The organism is Streptomyces sp. NBC_00654 (genome assembly GCF_026341775.1).
In the GTDB taxonomy this organism is placed as follows: domain Bacteria; phylum Actinomycetota; class Actinomycetes; order Streptomycetales; family Streptomycetaceae; genus Streptomyces.
The window spans coordinates 3,651,026-3,672,212 of record NZ_JAPEOB010000001.1 but is presented as its reverse complement, the minus strand read 5'-3'; the positions used below and the strand labels follow the sequence as shown (position 1 = coordinate 3,672,212).

Genomic DNA, 21,187 nt, shown 5'->3' with positions numbered 1-21,187 from the left:
GATCGTGTTACGAGCTCATAGGATCACAAATCCGCAGGTCAGCGCCACCAGGTAGACAACTTCATGACAAAGGTCTCTGGTTGTCGCCGCGCGGGCGAATCACCCCACCGGCAGAGTGCGCCATTATGCGCCGCATCGCGTTCCATGCAGACGGTGGAACCAGCTGGCACAGCAGCGATCCGTCCCACAAACCCAGCTCTGCGGCAGCCCGCGATCAACCGCTCAGACGGGTGACACGATGAGGCCGACCAATGCAGCTTCTCCGACGGCATCCTCGCGAACTCGGCGACTCGCATCATGATCCCGCACGCAGACGCGGTCCCGTCACGAACGGGAAGCCGAGAAGGCTTTCTTTGTCGACTGCCCACAATTCGCTGAATCAGCGTAGGCGCGGAGTCGACCGTTGCCCATCACGCGCGACGCAACACACGCCACGACCCTGATCCACGCACGGGACCGCCTTGCGGGCGGAGCCTCGACCCCGCGCACTCCTGTCGCGACGGCATGGCGTGGACCACCACCAGATAGCTGACTACTCGTCAGTAAAGTCAGCATTGAGTCAGCATTGAGTCAGCATTCGTACCATCAAACGTCACCACACCCTGCTCTACATGGGAGTCGCATCCAAGATCCGCAGCGCACACCAAGGGCCAAGTGAGCAGCTACGAGCGGACCGGAAACGGAATTTGCCCGAAGCCAGCCAGCCTGAGGCCAGTTCGGGCGAATACCCCAGCTCAGCGCACCCTCCCCCGCGCCTTCAGCGGCACCACAGGCAGCTCCGGAGCTGGAATCGGAGGGCCGTCGTAGCCCTTCACCTCACCGAAGCGGGTCCCGTTCATCCAGTCCTCGCGGGCCTGTGCGATGTCCTCCTGGGACCGTCCGATCCAGTTCCAGAACATGACGATCTCCTCCTCGAACGGCTCACCCCCCAGAAGCATCAGTCCCGCGTCGGAGAGGGCACGCAACGGCAGCTCGGTGCGGCCGCAGCCGAGGTACAGCATCGAGCCCGGCAGTACGGGTACGCCGTCGACCTCGGCCTCGCCGGACATGGACAGGACCGCGTACTCGAAGTCCGGATCCAGCGGCAGCCGGGCCTCGGCGCCCTGCGTCAGCGCCAGGTCCGCGCCCACGATCGGGGTGTAGGCGGTGCCCGGTGAGACGGCACCGTCGAGTTCACCGAGGATGACGGTGGCGGTGAGGCCGGGCGCGGTGACGCTGGACAGGTCCGCGTGGTGCTGGAAATGCGGTTCGACGCCCCGGTGGGCGTCGGGGAGTGCGACCCAGAGCTGGGCACCGTGCAGAAGCCGCGCGTGCGGCTTCGGGCTCTCCTCGGAGTGGCTGATGGCCCGGCCGGAGGTCATCAGGCCCAGCTCCCGGGGCCGTACCGTCTGCAGACTGCCCAGGCTGTCGCGGTGCAGAACCTCGCCCTCGTGGAGCCAGCTGACGGTCTGCAGCCCCATATGAGGATGGGGCGCCACCTGCATGCCGGGCTCGTCGGCGATGTCATCGGGGCCGTAGTGGTCCACGAAGGCCCAGGCGCCGACCATGCGGCGGCCCAGATTGGGCAGCAGCCGGCGCACCTCGGTGGACTCGCCCAGCTGGACGCGGCGCGGGCTGAGTAGTTCACGTACCGGTTCGGCGACGACGAAGCCACGCCCTCCACAGACGGAGAGTGCGGCCTGGCGATCGAGATTGCTCATGGCCCACAACCTATTCCCGTACAGGCACGGAGAGCCGGTCCCCACGCCGAGAATGTAGTGGAATGTTAAACCATCATGTGGTGTTGTCACCCCTGGGCGCCCGGCGGCACGAACCACCGGGCAGCCCACGCCGGAAGACACGCAGGAGGAGGACACATGAGCGAGACCTACTACGAGTTCGGCACGGCCGCTGAACGGTGGGACCGGGCGCAGATGTTCTTCGAGGCCAGGGAATACCTGACGGCGGCCCGGATCCTGGGCGGACTGGTCGAGGAGGCGCCGCACCAGGTCGCCCCCCGGCTGCTGCTCGCGCGCGCCTACTACCACTCCGCCCGGCTCGGCAGGGCCGAGACCGAACTGCGTGCCGTGCTGGAGCGCGACCCGGTGGAGGACTACGCGCACCTCATGCTGGGGCGCACCCTGGAACGCCAGGGGCGGCACGCGGAGGCCGCGCCGCATCTGCGGATGGCGGCCGCGCTGACCGGGGATTCCGGTTCCGGGACGGCCTGATCCGGACCTGCCGGTCCGCGGCGTCCTGTTCCGGGAGATCCGGGACGGCGCGGACCGCCTGGCGGAAAACCGGTCCCGGCCGGGGGTGCACCAACACGGTGCGCCCCGGCCGGTCTCCGGCGTGGGGCCGCGGGATTCAGGCCCCGGCACCGTCCGCCGGAAGGGAATTCGCCACCCGGTCCAGCCATTCCGTCATCAAGGCGGCCTCGGCGGTACTGAGTCCCGCTTCGTGCGAGTGGCGCAGCAGAGCACTCAGCCTGGCAGCCGTGGAGGGGACACCGGCCTCCGCCGGTTCACCGGAGGCAGCCGGTTCACCGGGGACCGCGTCCGGGGTGAGGACGGCGGCGTGCACGGCGTCGCGCACCCGCCGGGACATGGTGCCGTCGGAGAAGGTCGCCGGGCGGGCCACCAGCATGAGCGCCACACCGGTGTTCGCCGACATGATCATCTGTGCCGCGAGCGTGGGGGCGACGCGCAGCCTTCCGGCGGCGGCGGCCCGCTCCAGGTCCCCGGTGAGGATCCGGTGCGCCTCGAGTGCCGCCTCCGGTGGTGTGCGCATCGCGGGTGAGTTCATCAGCCGGTAGAGGTTCGGGTTGCGGAGGGCGAACTCCACATGGCCGTCCCAGCCGTTGCGCAGGTCCTCGACGGGGTCCGTCGTGTCGTCGCGCTCCCGTTTGGCCGCCAGATACGTGTCGAAGCCATGATCGACGACCGCCGACAGCAGTCCCTCCTTGTCACCGAAGTGCCGGTAGAGGGCCGGGGCTCCGACCTGCGCCGCCTCACAGACCGCACGCGTGGAGATGTCCCCGTCGGGCGACTCCCTGACCAGGTCGGCCGCGACTTCCAGAATGCGCGTTCGCGTGCTCATCGAACGGACGGTATCAAGCGGCACACGGCGAGGTACGCGGCCGTCACACGATGCCGCCGTTGGCGCGTACGACCTGGCCGTTGATCCAGCGCGCGGGACCCGCGAGGAAGGAGACGACCTCCGCGATGTCCTGCGGGGCGCCCAGCCGCTCCAGAGGAGCCTGAGCGGCCATTCCCGCGACGGTCTCCTCGTCCTTGCCGTCCAGGAACAGGGCGGTGGCGGTCGGCCCCGGGGCCACCGCGTTGACCGTGATGTCCCGGCCGCGCAGTTCGCGGGCGAGGATCAGGGTCATGGCCTCGACCGCCCCCTTGGTGGCGGCGTAGCCGCTGTACCCGGGAAGGGACAGGGCCAGGACGGAGCTGGAGAAGTTGATGATGGCCCCGCCCCCGCGCAGGCGGCGTGCGGCCTGCTGATCGACGACGAACGTGCCGCGGATGTTGGTGCGGTGCATCCGGTCCAGCGCGTCGAGGTCGGTGTCGATCAGCGGCGCGAGCGTCATCACGCCCGCGGCGTGCACGACCACGTCGACTCCCCCGAACGCCTCCTCGGCGGCATCGAAGAGCGCTGCCACGGCGACCTCGTCGGCAACGTCCGCACGGTGCGCGACGGCCTGTCCGCCGGCGGCGGCGATCGCCCCGACGGCGGCCTCGGCCTCGGCCTGATTGCCCGCGTAGTTGACGACGACGGCGAAGCCGTCGGCCGCGAGCCGTTCGGCGCTCTCCCGGCCGATCCCCCTGGAACCCCCGGTCACCAGGGCGACGCGACGGCCGGTGGCCGTGGTGGTGTGCTCAGTCATGATCTCGCTCCCGTCGACACAGCGGGCCGCCGGTCCCATCGACCCCGATGAATCAACGCTAACACCAATACGTTAGCAACGCTACTGTTGTCGGGGCGGCACCCGTAACGCCGTTAACCGCCACCGCATACGGCGGAACCCGCCGGGACTGCCCCGGCGGGTTCCGTCGTATGCGTGCGTCGTCAGCGCTGGTGCTCGTGAGTACCGGTCCTCGTGAGTGCCGGTCCTCGTACGGGAACCGTCAGTTCACCGCACCGGCCGTGCGCCGCTCCGCGACGCCGCCCGTCGCCGCGCCCCCCGTACCGGGTGCCAGCAGCCGTTCGGTCAGATGGCCGAAGGTCAGGCCGAAGACGGTCCACAGGGTGGTCTGAATGGCCAGCGTGGAGAGCCTGAACTCCCACAGCAACGAGGCCGGGAAGTCCTTGCCGACCTCGTTGAACGAGGGCAGGAACGCGTAGGCGAGTCCGATCAGCAGGACGAACCCGGCGGCGGCGGTGACGGCCGCGTTCCAGTTGCCCAGGCGGGGGGCGAGCCGTCTGCCGAGGATCACGGCGGCGACGGCCAGCAGCACACTGAGGGCGAGCATCAGGAAGAACAGGGTGGTGCGCTTCCCGATGGTGTCGGGATTCCCGACGGCCGGCGGGTTCGCCGGATACTTCAGGAACGGTACGACGTACACCGTCAGCAGGGCTGCGCCCGCGATCAGTGTGGCCGTGGCCCTGGGGCCGAAACGGCCGATACGGCCGAGGGCGTAGCAGAAGACGAGAGCGGCGATCCCTCCGATCGCCACACCGAAGACCAGGATGCCGGTGGCGAGTCCGCCGGTGGCCTGCGTGGTGCGGCTGACGAGTTCCTCGCCGCCGCCGTGATCATGGCTGTGGGCCTCCTCCAGCGCGATGGCGGCGTCCACTTGGGACTCGCCGAGGAAGTAGGCGACGACGAGAGCCACCGCGCCCGCGATCAGGCCGGCCAGCATGCCGCGCACGAGCAGAGCTCTGACAGATATGGAGTTCACGAGAGTTTCCCCTGTTTTCTCAGTGGCAGGGGAAGCCGAGCAGGTGACGGCCGTCGTGAACCCATTCGTGGACACCTTCGCCGGAGATGACCGCGGTGGCACCCTGCTCGGCGCCGACGAAGTACAGCAGGACGAGCATGAGAACGCCGAAGAAGACGGCCCAGGGCGCGATGGCCTTCGCCGAGATCGGGGTGAGGGCAGTTGCCCCGCTCGCGGGGGCAGCGGACTGTGCCATGGCAGAACCTCCTGTGGGAACACGCGTCCCTGTCGTGGTGCCTCAGACGAAGGTGCCGGGTCTGACTTCCCGCGCCGGAGAGCGGGTACACAGTGGCGCGACCGTGCCGGATTCTCACCGGACTTCCGTCACACCGTCGTCATGGTCGACGTGACCATACCGCCTGTACGCAGGCACCGCCATGGTGCGACCGGTGCGGTCACCGGCCTCCGGAACCATGAGAACCTGCGCCACCGGAACAGCGGTTGAGGAGACTGGAGGACGATCGTGACGGTACGGGTGTTGTTGATCTCACCTGCGATGAACGCGGCGTTGCGGGAGGCGCGCTTCGAGGATGAAGCCGCCCTGGACCGCGCCGGTGAGCGGAGCGCCCGCGCCGCAGCCGGATCGGTGCCCGCGGCCGGCCGGTACATGAGCGGACCCTCGCAGCGGTGTCTGCGGACGGCCGAGGCGCTCGGACTCACCACGCGGACCGAAGCCGCCCTGGCCGACTGGGACTTGGGGCGCTGGCGCGGCGAGCGGCTGGACGAGGTCACCGCCCGGGAGCCGGAGGCGGTGGCGGCGTGGCTCGGCGATCCCGCGGCGGCCCCGCACGGCGGTGAGTCCCTGCGTGATCTGACCGCCCGGGTCGGTGGCTGGCTGGACGCGACCTCGGACGGGGCCGACGGAAGCGTGCTGGCCGTGGCCGGACCCTCGGTGGTGCGGGCGGCGGTGGTCCATGGCCTGGCCCTGCCGGTGGTGGCGTTCTGGCGGCTCGATGTCGTTCCGCTGGCGCTCACCGAGCTGAGCGGCCGGTCCGGACGGTGGAACGTGCGGCTGGGACGCCCGTTGAGGAGTGCGGGGGAACGCTGAACCGGCCCCGTACCCGCCCCCGTACACGCCCCCGTGACCCACCCGGCCGTGCACATGCCGCCGAACGCACCCGGTCTCCGTCAGCCGTGCGGCACCAGGACGGCCGTGGCGGCGATGCCGTCCTCGACCCGCCATCTGCCGTCCAGCGTCAGCGGCAGAGCCGGGTCGGTTCGCAGCAGGCGCGCCGCGAACGTGCCCTCCATGGCCCGGCCGCCGGCGGCCCGGTCGAAGGTGATCTCCGCCTCGTCGAAGTCGAGTTCGGTCCCGGTGACCGGGTACCACGCCTTGAAGACACTCTCCTTGGCGCTGAAGAGCAGCCGGTCCCAGTGCACGGCGCCGTCGTCGCCCGGGGCGGGCGGCGGCGCGTTCCAGCGACGCTCCGAAGGCAGCGAGATCATGTCCGCCACTCCGGCGGGCAGGGGGGCGTTCGGCTCGGCGTCGATGCCCAGGCTCAGGGCGTCCGTGGCCCGTGCCAGCGCCGCCGCCCGGTAGCCCTCGCAGTGCGTGAGACTGCCGATGATCCCCGCGGGCCACAGCGGGGCCCCGCGCCGGCCGCGCAGTACCGCCACGGGCGGCAGGCCGAGGCCCGCCATGGCCCGGCGGGCGCAGGCGCGGGCGGTCGTGAAGTCGTTGACGCGCTTGGGCACGCTCCTGGCCACCAGTTCCTCCTCCTCGGGGAAGAGGATTCCGTCCGGCACCGTTTCCCGGCGGGTGGCGGCGCAGGAGACGTACCCGGGGAGCAGCCGGTCGATCACGAGGCACCTTCGGGGTAGGGGTGCGGTGTGTGTCCGCCGGCGGGGGTGCCGTCCGGGGCCGCGGGGCGTTCCTCGTACGGGAGGATCTGTCTCAGCAGGCCACGTGGGTGGCCGCGCTTGCGCCACTCCCGGGGATAGCCGATCGAGACCTCCTCGAAGCGCACCTCGTCGTACCACGTCGTACGGGGGATGTGGAGGTGTCCGTAGACGACGGCCGCGACGTTGAACCGGCGGTGCCAGTCGGCGGTGAGCTCGGTACCGCACCACTGGGCGAACTCCGGGTACCACATCACCGAGGTGGGTTCCCGGACGAGGGGCCAGTGTCCGGCGAGCACCAGCGGGATGTCCGGGTCGTGGGCGGCCAGTCTTCTCTCCGTCTCGGCGACCCGCGCCCGGCACCAGTCCTCCCGGCCGGCATGGGGGTCGGGGTGCAGGAGGTACTCGTCGCTGCAGACGATGCCCGCCTTGTGCGCGATCGCCAGCGATTCCTCCATCGTGCGGGCGCCGGGGGCACGGAAGGTGTAGTCGTACAGGAGGAAGAGCGGGGCCACCGCCACCGGGCTGTCCGGGCCGGGCCACAGGGGGAACGGGTCTTCGGGCGTCGTCACCCCGAGGTCCCGGCAGATCTCGACGAGGTGCTCGTAGCGGGCCTGCCCGCGCAGCCGTACGGGGTCCTTGTCCACGGTCCACAACTCGTGGTTGCCGGGGGTCCACACGACATGGGCGAAGCGCTCCGCGAGGAGTCCGAGCGCCCACCGGATGTCGTGCGGCTGCTCCGCCACATCGCCCGCGACAATCAGCCAGTCCTTGTCCGACTCCGGGCGCAGCGACTCGACGATGGCCCGGTTGTCGGAGACCCCCGCGTGCAGATCGCTCACCGCGAGAAGGCTGCCGCCCGCGTACGGGGGGTGCGCGGCGGCGTCGGTCGGAGAAGCGGGAGAGGTCATGAGAGGGATTCCCGATCTGTCGGTCGGCGTACGGCTCCGCTCGCACGGTGCGGGGTCAGGGAAAATCTACCGTCTCGCACGCGTGCGGTGTCCTGGACGGAATCTTCGTCCGAAACACCGCACATGGCTCGCGGCGGGCGACCGACCCGACCGGCCCGCTGCCGAGAGGGCGTCGCGAGCCGGGCGGAACTCTCGACACACGCCCCAGCCCCGGACACGAGGGCCGGGTCCCTCATCTCACCTTCTGTCTCCCGCGAGTTCGGCGGCGGGCCGGCCGCCGGTCGCGGGCGGCGTGGTCGGGCGGGCACCGGGTACGGCGGCGGGGGAAGCGGGCGCCGGGGGGACCTTCGCGGGGCGCGGGCTCCGCGGCGGGCGCGGGATCCCGTTCGCGTACGCCGGGATCCTGAGCAGTGCCACAACGGCGAGCAGCGCACCCGCCGTCGGCAGGAGCCCGGCCCACGGGGGCAACTGCCCCGTGTACACGAGGGTGGCGGTGAGCGTCGCGGCAACCGCGCCGAGCCCCAGGACGACCGCCACGCCCGGCTTGGTGAGGCGTACGCGGCGCAGCCGGTGGGCGATGTGATCAGTGCGGTCAGGAAGCATCGGCCGGGAGGCCCGCCGGCGTGAAACCAGCACGAGCACCGTGTCGGTGACGGCCACCAGGGTCAGCACCGGCAGTGCCGTCCACGCGGCGCGCTCCGGCGGTGCCGACGCGTGGACGAGCACCGCACAGCCGGCCAGGACGAAGCCGGTGAACTGGGAGCCGCACGCTCCGGGGAAGAGCCGCGCGGGGTGCTGGCCGTGGGCCAGCAGGGCGATGAGGGCGGCGATGAGGGCGGTCAGCAGAAGGACCACGCCGGACCGGCCGTCGGCGGCGGCGCAGACGAGCAGGCCGGCCGCCGTGACGGCACAGACGGTGCCCAGCGCGCCGTCGGAGTTGTCCAGCATGCTGAAGGCGTTGGTGAGGAACACGATCCAGACCATGCCGAGCACACCCGCGGCCGGTGACAGCCCGGAGAAGGACACCACCGCGACCGCGGCGGCCGTCTGCGCGGCCAGTCGCGGCCAGCTGCCGAGCGGTCGCAGATCATGGACGAGCCCGACCGCGGCGACGGCGCCGGACGCGGCGAGCAGGGGCAGGACGGACGTGCCCGGTTCCGCGAGGCCCAGCCCGGTTCCGGCCCAGGTGACGGCGGTGACGCTCAGGACGGCCGCCGGTCCGCCCAGGTACGCCGGGCGGACGCGCGGCGGGCGGCCGTCCGGGCGTGCCACCGCTCCGCGCCGGAGTACCGCCCTGCGGATGCCTGCGGTGAGTAACGCCGTGATGAACAGCGCGACCGCACCGGAAGTGATGATCCCCACCACGTTCACCTGCCCTGCCTTTCCCGACACGTGCCCGTGCGGCGATCGGCGCTCCGGTTCCGCGGTTCATCCGGCGCATCCGTCCGCGCACATCGGTGTCGCCCGTTCGTTGCGGTATCCACGTGATGCGCGACGCCACCCGAGTGGAGTCCTCCCACAACTTAAGGGGCGAATGTCGGAATATGCCCCCAATAACACGAAAAACGGGGCATTGATTGAGGTTCCGGCGGGAAGCCCGGGAAGCGGGTCAGCCCCGGCCGCCGTCCCGGTACGTCTCCAGCAGCCTCAGCCACACCTCGCTGATGGTCGGATAGGCGGGGACCGCGTGCCAGAGGCGCTCGATGGGCACCTCGCCCGCGACCGCGACCGTCGCCGAGTGCAGCAGCTCGCCGATGCCGGGGCCGACGAAGGTGACGCCCAGCACGGTCTCCCGGTCCAGGTCGACGACCATCCGGGCCCGGCCCCGGTACCCGTCGGCGTACAGGCCGGAGCCCGCCACCGAGGCCAGGTCGTAGTCGACCGCGCGGACCCGGTGCCCGGCTCTCTCCGCCTCGGCGAGGGTGAGGCCGACCGAGGCGGCCTCCGGTTCGGTGAAGACGACCTGGGGGACGGCCGCGTGGTCGGCGGTGGCCGCGTACGCTCCCCAGCGGTCGGTCTCCGGCAGGGGGATGCCCTGGGCGCGGGCGGCGATGGCCGCGCCCGCGATACGGGCCTGGTACTTGCCCTGGTGGGTGAGCAGCGCCCGGTGGTTGACGTCGCCGACCGCGTACAGCCAGGTGGTGCCCTCGACGCGGCAGCTGTCGTCGACGGTGAGCCAGGAGCCGGGTTCCAGGTCCACGGTCTCCAGGCCCAGGTCATCGGTGCGCGGCGCCCGGCCGGTGGCGAAGAGGATCTCGTCGGCCTCGATCCGCTCGCCGTTGTCCAGGTCCACGGTGACCGGTCCGTCCTGCCCGGCCCGGTGCACGGCGGTGGCGGACACGCCGGTGCGGATCCTCGCGCCGGCCCCGGTGAGCGCCTCGGCGACCAGTTCGCCCGCGAACGGCTCCATCCTCGGCAACAGGCCGCTGCCCCGGATCAGCATCGTCACCTCGGCGCCGAGAGCCTGCCAGACGGTCGCCATCTCGACGCCGACGACTCCCCCGCCGACGACGACCAGCCGGCCGGGCACCTCCTTGGCGCTGGTCGCCTCGCGGCTGGTCCAGGGCCGGGCGCCGGCGAGCCCGGGAAGGCCGGGGACGACGGCCCGGCTGCCGGTGCAGACGGCCACGGCGTGCCGGGCGGTGAGCCGCTGTTCCCTGCCGTCGGGGGCGGTGACGGAGACCGTCCTGACTCCGGTGAGCCGGCCCGTGCCCCGGTGGACCACCGCGCCGATGCCGTCCAGCCAGGCGGCCTGGCCGTCGTCCTTCCAGTGCGAGGCGAACGCGTCGCGGCGGGCCAGGACCTCCGCGACATCCAGGGGCCCCCGCACGGCGGCGCTCAGGCCCGGGAGGTGACGGGCATCCGCGCGTGCGACGACCGGGCGCAGCAGGGCCTTGCTCGGCATGCACGCCCAGTACGAGCATTCGCCGCCGATCAGCTCGGACTCCACGACGGCCGTGCTGAGCCCGGCCGCGCGGGCCCGGTCGGCCACGTTCTCCCCCACCGGACCCGCGCCGATCACCACGACGTCGTACTCGATGCTCTCCACTGCGCCCTCCGCTGTGTCGGTCATGCGAACAGTCTGATCGTGGGTGTGCGCCGCGGCCACATGGGCAGGCGGAATAGCGCAGGAGCGGTCACCGTTGTGCGGGACACGTCCGAACGGGCAGAGGAAGAGGTATTTGAGCATGAGCACCGTAGAGCTCACCAAGGAAAACTTCGATCAGGTCGTCAGCGACAACGACTTCGTACTGATCGACTTCTGGGCTTCCTGGTGCGGCCCGTGCCGGCAGTTCGCGCCGGTCTACGACTCGGCGTCCGAGCGCCACCCCGATCTGGTCTTCGCCAAGGTCGACACGGAGGCGCAGCAGGAGCTGGCGGCCGCGTTCGAGATCCGGTCCATTCCCACGCTGATGATCGTCCGGGACAACGTGGCGGTGTTCGCCCAGCCCGGCGCGCTTCCCGAGGCGGCTCTGGAGGACGTCATCGGACAGGCCCGCAACCTGGACATGGACGAGGTGCGCAAGTCCGTCGAGGCCCAGAAGCAGGGGCAGCCGGAGCAGCAGTAGCGGCGCGGCAGCGGCTTTCTCCGCGCGGCGCGTGAGGTGAGGGGCCCGTCCGTCAGGACCGGGCCCCTCTTCGCTGCTGTGCGCCGAGGGGATCAGGTCCCGGTGTCCTCGTCCGCGGGTTCGCCGTCCGGCTGCTCCGCGCGGCTGTCCCCGGGCTTCGGCGTCCCCCCGGCCGCGGACTCCCCCGTGCGCCTGCCCGCGCCGCTCTCCACGCTCTTCTCCGAGATCCGGACCGAGAGCCCGTAGTCCAGCTCCGCGCCGTCGACCAGCAGCGCCTCCACGGTGCGGGTCGCCGGGTCGATGTCCGCCACCACTCCCTCGCCCTCGTAGCGGGGGTAGCCCGACGCCCCCGTCTCCCCTGTGGCGGCCACGACCGCCGAGCGGATGGCACGGCCGGGCCGGGGGGCGTCGGTGCCGGACTTCTTGAACTCGGGGACCAGCAGGATCTCGTAGCTCTGCGGATGGCTCATGCTCCGACGCTAGACATCCGCCGTTCCCCGCGCATGTCGTCGCTCCGCCGGCGGCGGGGTCCGGTCAGCTGGATTCGCGCGGGACGGCCCGTGCCCGCAGCAGGTCGTGCCGCTCCGGTCTTCCGGCGGGGTGCTGCAGCAGCCGGTCGACCATCTCGGCCGGCGGCTGCCGTGTCGCCAGTTCCATCCGTACGGTGCTCAGCCTGGGCCGCAGCAGTCTGCCCAGCATCAGGTCGTCCGCGCCGATCACGGCTGTCTCCCCGGGCACCGCGATGCCGGCGTCCTGGAGGGCTCTCGTCAGCAGCATGGCGTACTCGTCGTTGTAGGCGAAGACGGCGTCCAGGCCGAGGGTGCGCCAGCGGGCGGCGAGAGCGGCTGCCGAGTCCTCCTCGTAGTGCAGCGGCAGCGGCTGGATGCGGGCACCCGCCGGTTCCGCCGCGCGCAGTGCGCCGGCCAGCCGCGGTTCGGCGAACGGGGCGAGGGCCGGCTCCTGGGGCATGACCACCCCGATCCGGCGGCGTCCGCGCGACAGCAGATGCCCGACGGCGCAGCCGCCGATCTCCCGCTGGTCGATGACCAGGGCGTGCGCGCCGTCCACCGGCTCCGGGCCCAGGGTGATCACCGCCTTGGCACCGGACCGGGTGAGCACGGCTATGCCGTGCGGTGTGAGGGCGACCCCGGCGGGGGCGACGACGGCGACGGGCCGCAGTTCCGCCCACGCCCTGGCGGCCTCGTCGGCCCCGAGGCCGCCGCTGCCGTACTGGACGACGGTGTAGTCGAGGCGGCGCAGCCCGGACTGGAGTTCTTCGATGAAGTGCTGGTGCAGAGGCCCCGCGGGCGTGTTCCCGTCGGGCAGCAGCACCATCCGGGTATGTCCGGCGCGCAGGCTCCGGGCGGCCGCGTGCGGCACATAGCCGAGATGGGCCGCGGCTTCCCTGACTCTTCGCCGGGTGGGTTCGCTGATCCGCACGGTGGCGTTGTTGTTCAGTACGTACGACACGGTGGCCCGGGAGACTCCTGCGAGTCGCGCCACGTCGGCGCTGGTCGGAACGGAGACTGCGGCGGGCTGTTTGGGTAACTGGCTCATGGCGTCGGGCAGTCTTCCAGACCGGGCGGTCCGGGGAACGGTCCGGGGGCCCGTAGCGCGGAGCCGGAGCGCCGGAAACGGTGCGCCGGCGCCCCCGGTGACGGCGGCCCGCGCGAGCCCGTGGCTCAGCCGCAGGCCGGCTCCGGCCACAGTGCGGGGTCCTCGAAGTTCAGGGCCCACAGGGCCGTGTCGCGTACGCCGTGGCGGCGCAGCACCGCCGGGCGGGGCTGGTGGGGATCGCCGCCAGGGCTCCGGACTTCATCGTCTCCATGACGGTGGGCACCACCTCGGTGCCCGCCCGGTGCGGTCCGTCGATGATGCGGCGTTCTCCGGCGCCGGGGTGTACGTCGATCCGGCCGGCCGAGATCGCCTCGTACCAGAAGGGGCTGACAGTGTGCAGCTGGCCGACGGGCCGCAGTGCGTCCTGGTACGCGCCCTCCTGGTCCCGGTGGGGCAGCCAGGCCGGCACCGTGCGCGGGAGGGCCCTCGGGCCGCCTCCGCCCGTACCGGAGTCTGACCCTACGGTTGAGGGTGCGGGTGCGGGTGCGGGTGCGGATTCCTGTCCTCCGGGACGCGGCGGATCCGACGCTCCGGCAGGAGCCGCCGGGAGCAGGGTTGCCGCGAGGAGTGCGGCGGCGGTGACGATCCGGGACAGCGTGATGGTGACGGTGTGGGCCATGAGGCCGAGCCTGCGGCCGGTTCGACGGCCCCGCTCCACGGAATGGGCCGTCCAGGTCCTACGGTGATGCGATGACGTTCCACCACGGCACATACAGCACCGACAGTTCGTCCGGCTCCCCCGGCCGCGGCGGACCGGCCGCGACCGTCCAGGCCGATCCGCGCGATGTGGGCCCGGTCCGCACCCTGTACGCCCCCGACCGCGACGGCGATCCCGATCCGGGCGAGATCGTCTGGACCTGGGTGCCGTTCGAGGAGAACGACGGGCGCGGCAAGGACCGGCCGGTTCTCGTCGTGGCCCGCGAGGAGGCGGGCACCCTGCTCGCCGTCCAGCTCTCCAGCAAGCAGCACGATCCGGACCGCGAGTGGGTGGCGCTGGGGGCGGGCCCCTGGGACAGCTCGGGCCGGCCGTCCTGGGCCGATCTGGACCGGGTGCTGCGGGTGCACGAGGACGGGATGCGGCGGGAGGCCTGCGCGCTGGACCGGGAGCGGTTCGAGCTGGTCGCCGGGCGGCTGCGGGAACTGTACGGCTGGAGCTGACCGGAGGGCCCTTCAGTCCTGGAGCCGGTCGGCGAACGTACCGGCGAAAGCCGTGCGGACGGCGGACTCCGGGCCGCGTTCCAGGATGCCGAAGACGATCTGCTCGAAGTGGCCGCCGAACCGGCCGCCGTCGCGGAGCAGCGTGTGGAAGGCGCCCGCCACCTGTGCCGGATCGTTCCGGAACACCCCGCAGCCCCACGCTCCCAGCACCAGCCTGCGGTAGCCGCGTACCGCCGCCACCTCCAGCACCCGTTCGGCGCGACTCGCGAGTGCGGCCGGGATGCGGTGCGCCTCGTCCGGGGTCCGCCTGCGGATGACTCCGGCGTTGGGCGCGGGCGAGGTGAGGAAGCCCACGCTGTACGGGAGGTCGAGGAACCGTCCCCGGTCGTCGCGGAACACCGGTACACCGGGCGAGTGGATCACCCGGTCGGTGTAGAACGCGCTGCGTTCGGCGCGGTGGTGGGCGTAGTAGTCGGGGGCGCGCAACAGGGTCGCGTGGAGCGCGGAGCCCCGGCACAGAGCCTCTTCCTGGGCCTGCGCGCCGTTGAGGTAGCCACCGCCCGGATTGCGGGCCGAGGCGTAGTTGAGGACGGCGACCTTGCCCGCCGCCGCACGGGTCATCCGGTGTGCCGCCCGCAGGCTGCTCTCGCCGGTCACCTCGACGGCCGTGGTGCGGTCGGTGTCCAGGACGGCGACGGGCACCGGCTCGGGGCCGTAGAGCCGGGTGCCGGAGAGCGCGGCGGTCAGCGCGCGCTCGATGGACACCTCCCGGCCGTCCTCGGTGCGGTACCGGCCGGCCTGGACGGCCTGCTCCGTCTCCCGCGCGATGCCGCGCAGTCGTGCGCTCATGGGCGCGCCCCCGTGTGGTGCATACGGGGCATGCTCGGCTCCGTACCGGCATGGACGCAAGCGGATTTCCGTCGGCCGGGGGCACTCTTGTGCGATCTCGGGGGAGGGGTTTGGGTGGTATCGATGTAACCGAAGAGGAGGCCCGTATGCCCCCGGACAGTTCCGGCGATCACGGCCCGCGCCCTTCCGCCGACGCCCCCCTCGATGAGGGCGGGGCGGAGGACTTACTGCGTGGCATCTGTTTCAAGACCGGCCCGCCCCGCACCGTGGGTGTGGAGCTGGAATGGCTCGTCCACGACCGGGACCGCCCCGATGTCCCGGTGTCCCAGGAGCGCCACGACGCCGCGGTGGACGCCGTCCGCGCCCTGCCGCTGAGCGCCTCGCTGACCTTCGAGCCCGGCGGCCAGCTGGAGCTCAGCTCCCTGCCCGCGGACTCACTGATGGCCTGCGTCGAGGCCACCGCCGCCGACCTCGCCGCCGTGCGAGACACCCTCGGGCGGCTGGGACTCGCGCCGGTCGGCCTGGGCGTCGATCCCTGGCATCCACCGCGCCGCAGGCTGCTGGAGCCGCGCTACGAGGCCATGGAGCGGGCCCTGGACCGCTCGGGACCGGCCGGGCGGGCGATGATGTGCACCTCCGCTTCCGTCCAGGTCTGTCTGGACGCGGGCGTGGAGGAGCCGGGGCCGCTCGGCTACGGGCGGCGCTGGCAGCTCGCCCATCTGCTGGGCGCCGTCCTGGTGGCGTCCTTCGCCAACTCGCCTTTCCGGCAAGGGCGCAGGACCGGGTGGCAGTCCACCCGGCAGGCCCTGTGGGCGAACCTCGACCCGGTACGCTCACTGGCCCCGCCCGGCCGTCTGCCGCCGCGCGACGCCTGGGCCGCCCACGCGCTGGACACGACGGTGATGTGCATCCGGGGCGACGCCGTCCCCTGGACCGTGCCGGACGGGCTCACCTTCCGGGAGTGGATCCGCAGCGGTGTCCCCCGGCCGCCCGTGCGCGCCGATCTCGACTACCACGTCACGACGCTGTTCCCGCCGGTGCGTCCGCGCGGGCACCTCGAACTCCGCATGATCGACGCGCAGGGCGGACCGGACGGATGGCTGGTGCCGCTCGCCGTGACCACGGCGCTGTTCGACGACCCGGAGGCCGCCGAGACCGTGTACCGCACCGTCAAACCGCTCGCGGAGACGGCGGGCTCTCCCGCCGCGCCCCGCAATCCGCTCTGGGCGGGCGCCGCCCGGGACGGTCTGGCCGACCCCGAGCTGCGGGCGGCGGCCGTCACCTGCTTCGAGGTGGCGCTGGAGGCGCTCCCCCGGATCGGCGCGAGCCGGGCCGTGCACGACACCGTGGCGGCCTTCCACGACCGCTTCGTCGCGCGGGGCCGATGTCCGGCCGACGACCTGCCCGATCCCGCCGGTCCCGGTACCTCGACCGCGGGGAACGACGCGACGCCGCACTCCGGAAGGGGCACCTCCTGATGACCGACTCCCACGGCACACCCGGCGTCGACCCCGAGACCCTGCGGCGGCTCGCCCATGACGCGCTCCTCACCGCTCGCGACCGTACCGCCCTGCTCACCGGGAGCGTGGACGACGGCGAACTGACCGCTCAGCACTCCCCGTTGATGTCGCCACTGGTCTGGGACCTGGCGCACATCGGCAACCAGGAGGAGCTGTGGCTGCTGCGCAACGTGGGCGGCCGGGAGGCCATGCGCCCGGAGATCGACGGACTGTACGACGCCTTCGAGCATCCCCGCGCCACCCGGCCGTCACTGCCCCTCCTCGCGCCCGCCGAGGCACGCGCGTACGCCGCCGAGGTGCGGGGCAGGGCACTGGACCTGCTGGAGGGCGCCGAGCTGCACGAGGGCGGCCGGCCTCTCGAACGGGCCGCCTTCGCCTTCGGGATGATCGCCCAGCACGAACAGCAGCACGACGAAACGATGCTGATCACCCATCAGCTGCGCGCGGGCCCGGCCGTCCTGACCGCCCCCCAGCCGCCCGCCCCCACCGACGACGCGGCTCTCGCGGCCGAAGTCCTGGTACCGGCGGGCCCGTTCACCATGGGAACGTCCACCGAGCCATGGGCGCTGGACAACGAACGGCCCGCCCACCGCCGCGAGGTGGCGGCCTTCCACCTCGACACGGCCCCGGTGACCTGCGGCGCGTATCAGCGGTTCATCGAGGACGGCGGATACACCGACGCCCGCTGGTGGGCGCCGGAGGGCTGGGCCATGGTGCGGGAACACGCGCTGTCGGCACCGCTGTTCTGGCACCGGGAGGCCGGGCAGTGGCTGCGCCGCCGGTTCGGGGTGACCGAGCCGGTGCCCGCCGACGAGCCCGTGCTGCACGTCAGCTGGTACGAGGCGGACGCGTACGCCCGCTGGGCGGGCAGGAGGCTGCCCACGGAGACCGAGTGGGAGAAGGCGGCCCGCCACGATCCGGCGTCCGGGCGGTCCCGGCGCTACCCGTGGGGCGACGAGGACCCGACCGCGGACCGCGCCAATCTGGGACAGCGCCACCTCCGCCCCTCGGCGGCCGGCGCCTACGCGGCGGGCCGGTCCCCGTACGGCGCGGGCCAGTTGATGGGCGATGTGTGGGAGTGGACGTCGAGCGACCTCCTCCCCTACCCGGGCTTCGCGGCCTTCCCCTACCGCGAGTACTCGGAAGTGTTCTTCGGCCCGGACCACAAGGTGCTGCGCGGCGGTTCGTTCGCCGTGGACCCGGTCGCCTGCCGGGGTACGTTCCGCAACTGGGACCTGCCGGTACGGCGCCAGATCTTCTCCGGCTTCCGGACCGCGAGGGATGCCTGATGTGTCGTCATATCGCCTATGTGGGACAGCCGGTGGCCCTGGGCGAGATAGTTCTCTCACCCCCGCACTCACTGGTCCGCCAGTCCTGGGAACCGCGCCGGCAGCGGTTCGGCACGGTCAACGCCGACGGTTTCGGTGTGGGCTGGTACGCGGACGGCGACCCGGTGCCCGGCCGCTACCGGCGCCGGGGCCCCGTCTGGGGCGACGAGACGTTCGCCGATCTGGCCCGGGTGGTGCGCAGCACGGCGCTGCTCGCCGCGGTCCGTGACGCGACGGAGGCGGGCGCGGACGGGGAGGCGGCGGCCGCCCCGTTCGCCGCGGGCCGGTTGCTCTTCAGCCACAACGGGGTGGTCAGGGGCTGGCCCGGGTCGATGGCGGACCTGGCAGCCACGCTTCCCCCCGCCGAACTGCTGACGCTGACCGCCCGCTGCGACTCCGCGCTGATCTGGGCACTCGTGCGCCACCGGACGGCCCGGGGCGACGCCGTCCCGCAGGCCGTCGCGGACACCGTGGGCGAGATCGCGGCCGCGGCTCCCGGCTCCCGGCTGAATCTGCTGCTCACCGACGGTTCCGTCATCGTGGGCACCGCGTGGGGCGACAGCCTCTGGTATCTCCACGCTCCGGCCCGCCGCACGGTGGTGGCCTCGGAGCCGTACGACGACGATTCCCGCTGGCGGGAGGTCCCCGACCGCACCCTGCTGGTCGCGACCCTTGCCGATGTCTCGCTGACCCCGCTCAAGGAGCCCACCGCGTGAGTCCCTTTCTGCTGACCCGCACCCTGCCGGAGGACGCGACGGACGCGGCGCTGCGCGCCGACGTTCTCAGCGGTCTGACCCGGCACCCGAAGACCCTGCCGCCCAAGTGGTTCTACGACGCGCACGGCAGCGAGCTGTTCGAGGAGATCACCCGGCTGCCCGAGTACTACCCGACGCGGGCCGAACGGGAGATCCTGCTGGCCCGCGCCGGGGAGATCGCCTCGGCATCCGGTGCCCGCACGCTGATCGAACTGGGTTCGGGCTCCTCCGAGAAGACCCGGCACCTGCTGGACGCCCTGCCCGCGCTGCACAGCTACGTACCCGTCGACGTCAGTGAGAGCGCGCTGACCGGAGCGGCCGAATCCCTGCTCGCCGAGCGGCCGGACCTCTCGGTGCACGCGCTCATCGCCGACTTCACCGGCGGCCTGGCGCTGCCCGGCACCCCGGGTCCGCGACTGGTCGCGTTCCTGGGCGGCACGATCGGCAATCTCCTCCCGGAGGAGCGCGGGTCCTTCCTGCGCTCCGTACGGTCGCTGCTCTCCCCCGGTGACTCGCTGCTGCTCGGCACCGACCTGGTGAAGGACCAGGACACGCTGGTGGCCGCGTACGACGACGCGGCCGGGGTCACGGCCGCGTTCAACAAGAACGTGCTGAGCGTCGTCAACCGTGAGCTGGGGGCCGATTTCCCGCTCGACGCCTTCGGCCATGTCGCGGTGTGGGACCCGCGTGCCGAGTGGATCGAGATGCGGCTGCGGGCCCGCCGGGCGCTCACGGTGAAGATCCCCGAGCTGGATCTGGTGGTTCCGTTCGGGGCCGGGGAGGAACTGCGTACGGAGGTGTCGGCGAAGTTCCGCGAGGAGGGGGTGCGCGAGGAGCTCGACGCCGCGGGGCTGCGGCTGGATCAGTGGTGGACGGATTCCGCGGGCCGGTTCGCCCTGTCGCTGGCCACGGCCGTCCGGCCGGCGGCCAGCACGGCGGTGCGGGCCTGACGGGCGAGCGCCCCTCTGCCGGGCTCACCGCGCGCGGGGATCGGCGCCAGGACGCTGACCTCCGCGGTGAGTCCGGCAGCCCGCACCACCCGCCACAGGGAGGCGGCGAGCGGGTCGTCACCGACGAACGCGACGGCTCCGGCGGCGTCCCCCGTGCCGCCCTCACGTTCCGGGCCGCACCGGGAGGGGGCGACGTCCTGGCGACCGCGGTGGCCGTGGTGGACGCGGTAGTCGATCCGGACCGGCCGTACGCTCGCCCCGGCGTCGATCGCCGCCTGGAACACGGCGGGCGCGAACCGGCCGCCGGGGCCCCGTCCGCACCAGGTGCTGCCTTCGGGAAACGCGACGACGCGGGAGCCGGAACGCAGGGCCCCGGCCACGGTGCGCACCGCGTCCGGCAGGGCGCGCAGCCGGTCGCGCTCGATGAAGAGCGTGCCGCCGAGCGCGGCCAGCGGGCCGAGCAGCGGCCAGGCGCGGATCTCCTTCTTGCCGAGCATCCGGCCGGGCAGCGCGGCGGCGACCAGCGGGATGTCGAGCCAGGAGATGTGGTTGGCGACCACGAGTTCGCCCGCGCCCGCCTCCCTCCGCCGGGCCGGCCGGCCGCTGATCCTCAGGCGTACGCCGAACGCGCGCACCACCGTGTACGCCCACCGGCGGATCAGCCGGTCGCGGTGCGCCGTGCCGAGGAGCAGCACGGCCGGTACGCACACCACCCCGAGCAGGACGAGCGTGCACCCGGTGAGCAGCAGAGCCGCGGCGGGCAGGGGTGGCCGGACCGCCCCCCGGTGCCCGGCGCAGTCGCGCGGGGTGCAGGGCGCGGCGGGCAGCCAGGCGCTCATCGCAGCGGGGCGAGGGAGAGGAAGTGCCGCAGGTAGCGCGGGTCGGTACGGCGCAGGGGCAGCAGGACGTAGAGGTCGGCGACGTCGAAGTCCGGGTCGTACGCCGGGGCTCCGCACACCCAGGCGCCCAGGCGCAGGTAGCCGCGCAGCAGGGGCGGCAGATCCGCGCGGGCGCCGCCGGTCCCGGTGGGGTGCCCGGAGCTGTCCCAGAGGCGGCGGGGGCTGACCCAGTACTCCTCGGGCGCCAGGTGCTTCGTACGGACGGTCTCCCAGCTGCGCGCGGCCAGGGCGCCGCCGTCGGCGAGGGATATGGAGCAGCAGCCGGCCAGCCAGGTGTGGCCGGAGCGTTCCATGTAGCGGGCGAGTCCGGCCCAGATGAGGGCGATGACGGCGCCGTTGCGGTGTGCGGGGTGGACGCAGGAACGGCCGACCTCGACCAGGTCGTGGCGGATCGGTCCGAGCCGCGCGAGGTCGAACTCGCCGTCCGCGTAGAGCCGTCCGGCGACCCGGGCCCGTTCGGGCGGCAGCAGCCGGTAGGTGGCGACGACGTCTCCGGTGGCCGGCTCCCGTACGAGCAGGTGGTCGCAGTAGGCGTCGAAGGCGTCGATGTCCAGACCGGGTTCGGGGCCGTCGAGACGGGCGCCCAGCTCGCCGGCGAACACCAGGTGGCGCAGCCGCTGGGCGGCACGGACGTCGTCCTGGCCGGTGGCGAGGGAGACCCGGTAGGCGGGGGCCTCGGGAACGGCCGCGGCCGGCCGGTCCGGGACCCGGGGGCGGGGGGCGGCCTGGGCCGGGACCGGGGGGAACGGGGCGGCGGCAAGAGGGGTGGTGGGCAGCGCGGTCATGGCAGTCTCCGGGGACGGATCAGCAAGGGCGGCTGCCGGGCCGCCGCGGTGGTGCGACGGCCCGGCCCCTTACTTCTTC

At 72.7% G+C, this 21,187-nt stretch carries 23 protein-coding genes; 8 read left to right on the top strand and 15 right to left on the bottom strand.

Annotated elements, in window-relative coordinates:
* Window positions 1-734: 734 nt before the first annotated feature.
* Entirely contained in the window at window positions 735-1,700 is a 966-nt protein-coding gene (locus tag OHA98_RS15785) for a pirin family protein (protein ID WP_266926276.1), read from the bottom strand.
* 156 nt (window positions 1,701-1,856) lie between these two features.
* Between OHA98_RS15785 and OHA98_RS15780 the strand changes: the two genes are divergently transcribed.
* On the top strand, window positions 1,857-2,210 hold the full coding sequence (locus tag OHA98_RS15780) for a tetratricopeptide repeat protein (protein WP_266926274.1): 354 nt from the start codon (window positions 1,857-1,859) through the stop codon (window positions 2,208-2,210).
* Window positions 2,211-2,346: 136 nt separating this feature from the next.
* Here OHA98_RS15780 and OHA98_RS15775 read toward each other — a convergent pair whose 3' ends face one another.
* The 4 genes from OHA98_RS15775 to OHA98_RS15760 form a co-directional block, all read right to left on the bottom strand.
* The gene (locus OHA98_RS15775; protein ID WP_266926272.1) at window positions 2,347-3,078 is read right to left on the bottom strand and encodes a TetR/AcrR family transcriptional regulator; all 732 of its coding nucleotides are present in this window, start codon (window positions 3,076-3,078) and stop codon (window positions 2,347-2,349) included.
* A 43-nt stretch (window positions 3,079-3,121) separates the two neighbouring features.
* Window positions 3,122-3,874, bottom strand: coding sequence for an SDR family oxidoreductase (locus tag OHA98_RS15770; protein WP_266926270.1), 753 nt, complete (start codon window positions 3,872-3,874; stop codon window positions 3,122-3,124).
* Window positions 3,875-4,115: 241 nt separating this feature from the next.
* Window positions 4,116-4,889: a CbtA family protein gene (locus OHA98_RS15765; RefSeq protein ID WP_266926268.1), complete on the bottom strand. Its 774-nt coding sequence runs from the start codon at window positions 4,887-4,889 to the stop codon at window positions 4,116-4,118.
* Between the two features lie 19 nt (window positions 4,890-4,908).
* On the bottom strand, window positions 4,909-5,124 hold the full coding sequence (locus tag OHA98_RS15760; protein WP_266926266.1) for a CbtB-domain containing protein: 216 nt from the start codon (window positions 5,122-5,124) through the stop codon (window positions 4,909-4,911).
* A gap of 267 nt (window positions 5,125-5,391) precedes the next feature.
* Between OHA98_RS15760 and OHA98_RS15755 the strand changes: the two genes are divergently transcribed.
* Complete coding sequence (locus OHA98_RS15755) at window positions 5,392-5,976, top strand: histidine phosphatase family protein (RefSeq protein WP_266926265.1); 585 nt, start codon at window positions 5,392-5,394, stop codon at window positions 5,974-5,976.
* A gap of 80 nt (window positions 5,977-6,056) precedes the next feature.
* Here the strand turns inward: OHA98_RS15755 and OHA98_RS15750 are convergent, their stop codons facing one another.
* The 4 genes from OHA98_RS15750 to OHA98_RS15735 form a co-directional block, all read right to left on the bottom strand.
* Complete coding sequence (locus tag OHA98_RS15750) at window positions 6,057-6,731, bottom strand: 4'-phosphopantetheinyl transferase (protein ID WP_266926263.1); 675 nt, start codon at window positions 6,729-6,731, stop codon at window positions 6,057-6,059.
* Entirely contained in the window at window positions 6,728-7,678 is a 951-nt protein-coding gene (locus OHA98_RS15745; protein ID WP_266926261.1) for a metallophosphoesterase, read from the bottom strand. Before OHA98_RS15745 ends, OHA98_RS15750 begins: the two co-directional genes overlap by 4 nt.
* Window positions 7,679-7,915: 237 nt before the next feature.
* Entirely contained in the window at window positions 7,916-9,040 is a 1,125-nt protein-coding gene (locus tag OHA98_RS15740; RefSeq protein WP_266926259.1) for an MraY family glycosyltransferase, read from the bottom strand.
* A 247-nt stretch (window positions 9,041-9,287) separates the two neighbouring features.
* Window positions 9,288-10,751: an NAD(P)/FAD-dependent oxidoreductase gene (locus OHA98_RS15735; RefSeq protein WP_266926258.1), complete on the bottom strand. Its 1,464-nt coding sequence runs from the start codon at window positions 10,749-10,751 to the stop codon at window positions 9,288-9,290.
* 115 nt (window positions 10,752-10,866) lie between these two features.
* On the opposite strand from OHA98_RS15735, the gene trxA reads away from it, so the two are divergent.
* On the top strand, window positions 10,867-11,247 hold the full coding sequence (gene trxA, locus OHA98_RS15730; RefSeq protein WP_266926257.1) for a thioredoxin: 381 nt from the start codon (window positions 10,867-10,869) through the stop codon (window positions 11,245-11,247).
* A 92-nt stretch (window positions 11,248-11,339) separates the two neighbouring features.
* Here trxA and OHA98_RS15725 read toward each other — a convergent pair whose 3' ends face one another.
* The 3 genes from OHA98_RS15725 to OHA98_RS15715 form a co-directional block, all read right to left on the bottom strand.
* Window positions 11,340-11,717 (bottom strand): hypothetical protein, encoded by a 378-nt coding sequence (locus tag OHA98_RS15725; protein ID WP_266926256.1) that lies wholly within the window; start codon window positions 11,715-11,717, stop codon window positions 11,340-11,342.
* Between the two features lie 64 nt (window positions 11,718-11,781).
* On the bottom strand, window positions 11,782-12,804 hold the full coding sequence (locus tag OHA98_RS15720; RefSeq protein ID WP_266926255.1) for a LacI family DNA-binding transcriptional regulator: 1,023 nt from the start codon (window positions 12,802-12,804) through the stop codon (window positions 11,782-11,784).
* A gap of 169 nt (window positions 12,805-12,973) precedes the next feature.
* Complete coding sequence (locus OHA98_RS15715) at window positions 12,974-13,483, bottom strand: hypothetical protein (protein ID WP_266926254.1); 510 nt, start codon at window positions 13,481-13,483, stop codon at window positions 12,974-12,976.
* Between the two features lie 71 nt (window positions 13,484-13,554).
* Between OHA98_RS15715 and OHA98_RS15710 the strand changes: the two genes are divergently transcribed.
* Window positions 13,555-14,022 carry a type II toxin-antitoxin system PemK/MazF family toxin gene (locus OHA98_RS15710; protein WP_266926253.1) on the top strand — a complete coding sequence of 156 codons (468 nt, stop codon included), beginning with the start codon at window positions 13,555-13,557 and terminating at the stop codon, window positions 14,020-14,022.
* A 12-nt stretch (window positions 14,023-14,034) separates the two neighbouring features.
* On the opposite strand, the gene OHA98_RS15705 is transcribed toward OHA98_RS15710, so the two are convergent.
* Entirely contained in the window at window positions 14,035-14,871 is an 837-nt protein-coding gene (locus OHA98_RS15705; protein WP_266926252.1) for a TIGR02452 family protein, read from the bottom strand.
* 146 nt (window positions 14,872-15,017) lie between these two features.
* Between OHA98_RS15705 and egtA the strand changes: the two genes are divergently transcribed.
* Genes egtA through egtD form a run of 4 tightly spaced genes read left to right on the top strand, consistent with a single transcriptional unit; the run spans window position 15,018 to window position 19,424 of the window.
* Window positions 15,018-16,349 carry an ergothioneine biosynthesis glutamate--cysteine ligase EgtA gene (egtA, locus tag OHA98_RS15700; protein WP_266926251.1) on the top strand — a complete coding sequence of 444 codons (1,332 nt, stop codon included), beginning with the start codon at window positions 15,018-15,020 and terminating at the stop codon, window positions 16,347-16,349.
* Entirely contained in the window at window positions 16,349-17,680 is a 1,332-nt protein-coding gene (gene egtB, locus OHA98_RS15695) for an ergothioneine biosynthesis protein EgtB (protein WP_266926250.1), read from the top strand. Before egtA ends, egtB begins: the two co-directional genes overlap by 1 nt.
* Entirely contained in the window at window positions 17,680-18,435 is a 756-nt protein-coding gene (gene egtC / locus OHA98_RS15690; protein ID WP_266926249.1) for an ergothioneine biosynthesis protein EgtC, read from the top strand. The genes egtB and egtC overlap by 1 nt, the downstream gene beginning before the upstream one ends.
* Entirely contained in the window at window positions 18,432-19,424 is a 993-nt protein-coding gene (gene egtD, locus OHA98_RS15685) for an L-histidine N(alpha)-methyltransferase (RefSeq protein WP_266926248.1), read from the top strand. The genes egtC and egtD overlap by 4 nt, the downstream gene beginning before the upstream one ends.
* Here egtD and OHA98_RS15680 read toward each other — a convergent pair.
* Both OHA98_RS15680 and OHA98_RS15675 read right to left on the bottom strand, forming a co-directional pair.
* On the bottom strand, window positions 19,337-20,263 hold the full coding sequence (locus tag OHA98_RS15680) for a 1-acyl-sn-glycerol-3-phosphate acyltransferase (RefSeq protein ID WP_266926247.1): 927 nt from the start codon (window positions 20,261-20,263) through the stop codon (window positions 19,337-19,339). The two genes, egtD and OHA98_RS15680, sit on opposite strands and share 88 nt — an antisense overlap.
* A complete protein-coding gene (locus OHA98_RS15675) occupies window positions 20,260-21,108 on the bottom strand; it encodes a GNAT family N-acetyltransferase (protein WP_266926246.1) in 849 nt (282 codons plus the stop codon). Before OHA98_RS15675 ends, OHA98_RS15680 begins: the two co-directional genes overlap by 4 nt.
* Between the last annotated feature and the right edge of the window lie 79 nt (window positions 21,109-21,187).

Excerpts from the sequence above, each read along its gene's own strand:
- OHA98_RS15785 (WP_266926276.1), bottom strand. The coding sequence starts at position 1,700 with ATGAGCAATCTCGATCGCCAGGCCGCACTCTCCGTCTGTGGAGGGCGT.
- OHA98_RS15780 (WP_266926274.1), top strand. The coding sequence starts at position 1,857 with ATGAGCGAGACCTACTACGAGTTCGGCACGGCCGCTGAACGGTGGGAC.
- OHA98_RS15775 (WP_266926272.1), bottom strand. The coding sequence starts at position 3,078 with ATGAGCACGCGAACGCGCATTCTGGAAGTCGCGGCCGACCTGGTCAGG.
- OHA98_RS15770 (WP_266926270.1), bottom strand. The coding sequence starts at position 3,874 with ATGACTGAGCACACCACCACGGCCACCGGCCGTCGCGTCGCCCTGGTG.
- OHA98_RS15760 (WP_266926266.1), bottom strand. The coding sequence starts at position 5,124 with ATGGCACAGTCCGCTGCCCCCGCGAGCGGGGCAACTGCCCTCACCCCG.
- OHA98_RS15745 (WP_266926261.1), bottom strand. The coding sequence starts at position 7,678 with ATGACCTCTCCCGCTTCTCCGACCGACGCCGCCGCGCACCCCCCGTAC.
- OHA98_RS15735 (WP_266926258.1), bottom strand. The coding sequence starts at position 10,751 with ATGACCGACACAGCGGAGGGCGCAGTGGAGAGCATCGAGTACGACGTC.
- trxA (WP_266926257.1), top strand. The coding sequence starts at position 10,867 with ATGAGCACCGTAGAGCTCACCAAGGAAAACTTCGATCAGGTCGTCAGC.
- OHA98_RS15725 (WP_266926256.1), bottom strand. The coding sequence starts at position 11,717 with ATGAGCCATCCGCAGAGCTACGAGATCCTGCTGGTCCCCGAGTTCAAG.
- OHA98_RS15720 (WP_266926255.1), bottom strand. The coding sequence starts at position 12,804 with ATGAGCCAGTTACCCAAACAGCCCGCCGCAGTCTCCGTTCCGACCAGC.
- OHA98_RS15715 (WP_266926254.1), bottom strand. The coding sequence starts at position 13,483 with ATGGCCCACACCGTCACCATCACGCTGTCCCGGATCGTCACCGCCGCC.
- OHA98_RS15710 (WP_266926253.1), top strand. The coding sequence starts at position 13,555 with ATGACGTTCCACCACGGCACATACAGCACCGACAGTTCGTCCGGCTCC.
- OHA98_RS15705 (WP_266926252.1), bottom strand. The coding sequence starts at position 14,871 with ATGAGCGCACGACTGCGCGGCATCGCGCGGGAGACGGAGCAGGCCGTC.
- egtA (WP_266926251.1), top strand. The coding sequence starts at position 15,018 with ATGCCCCCGGACAGTTCCGGCGATCACGGCCCGCGCCCTTCCGCCGAC.
- egtB (WP_266926250.1), top strand. The coding sequence starts at position 16,349 with ATGACCGACTCCCACGGCACACCCGGCGTCGACCCCGAGACCCTGCGG.
- egtC (WP_266926249.1), top strand. The coding sequence starts at position 17,680 with ATGTGTCGTCATATCGCCTATGTGGGACAGCCGGTGGCCCTGGGCGAG.
- OHA98_RS15680 (WP_266926247.1), bottom strand. The coding sequence starts at position 20,263 with ATGAGCGCCTGGCTGCCCGCCGCGCCCTGCACCCCGCGCGACTGCGCC.
- OHA98_RS15675 (WP_266926246.1), bottom strand. The coding sequence starts at position 21,108 with ATGACCGCGCTGCCCACCACCCCTCTTGCCGCCGCCCCGTTCCCCCCG.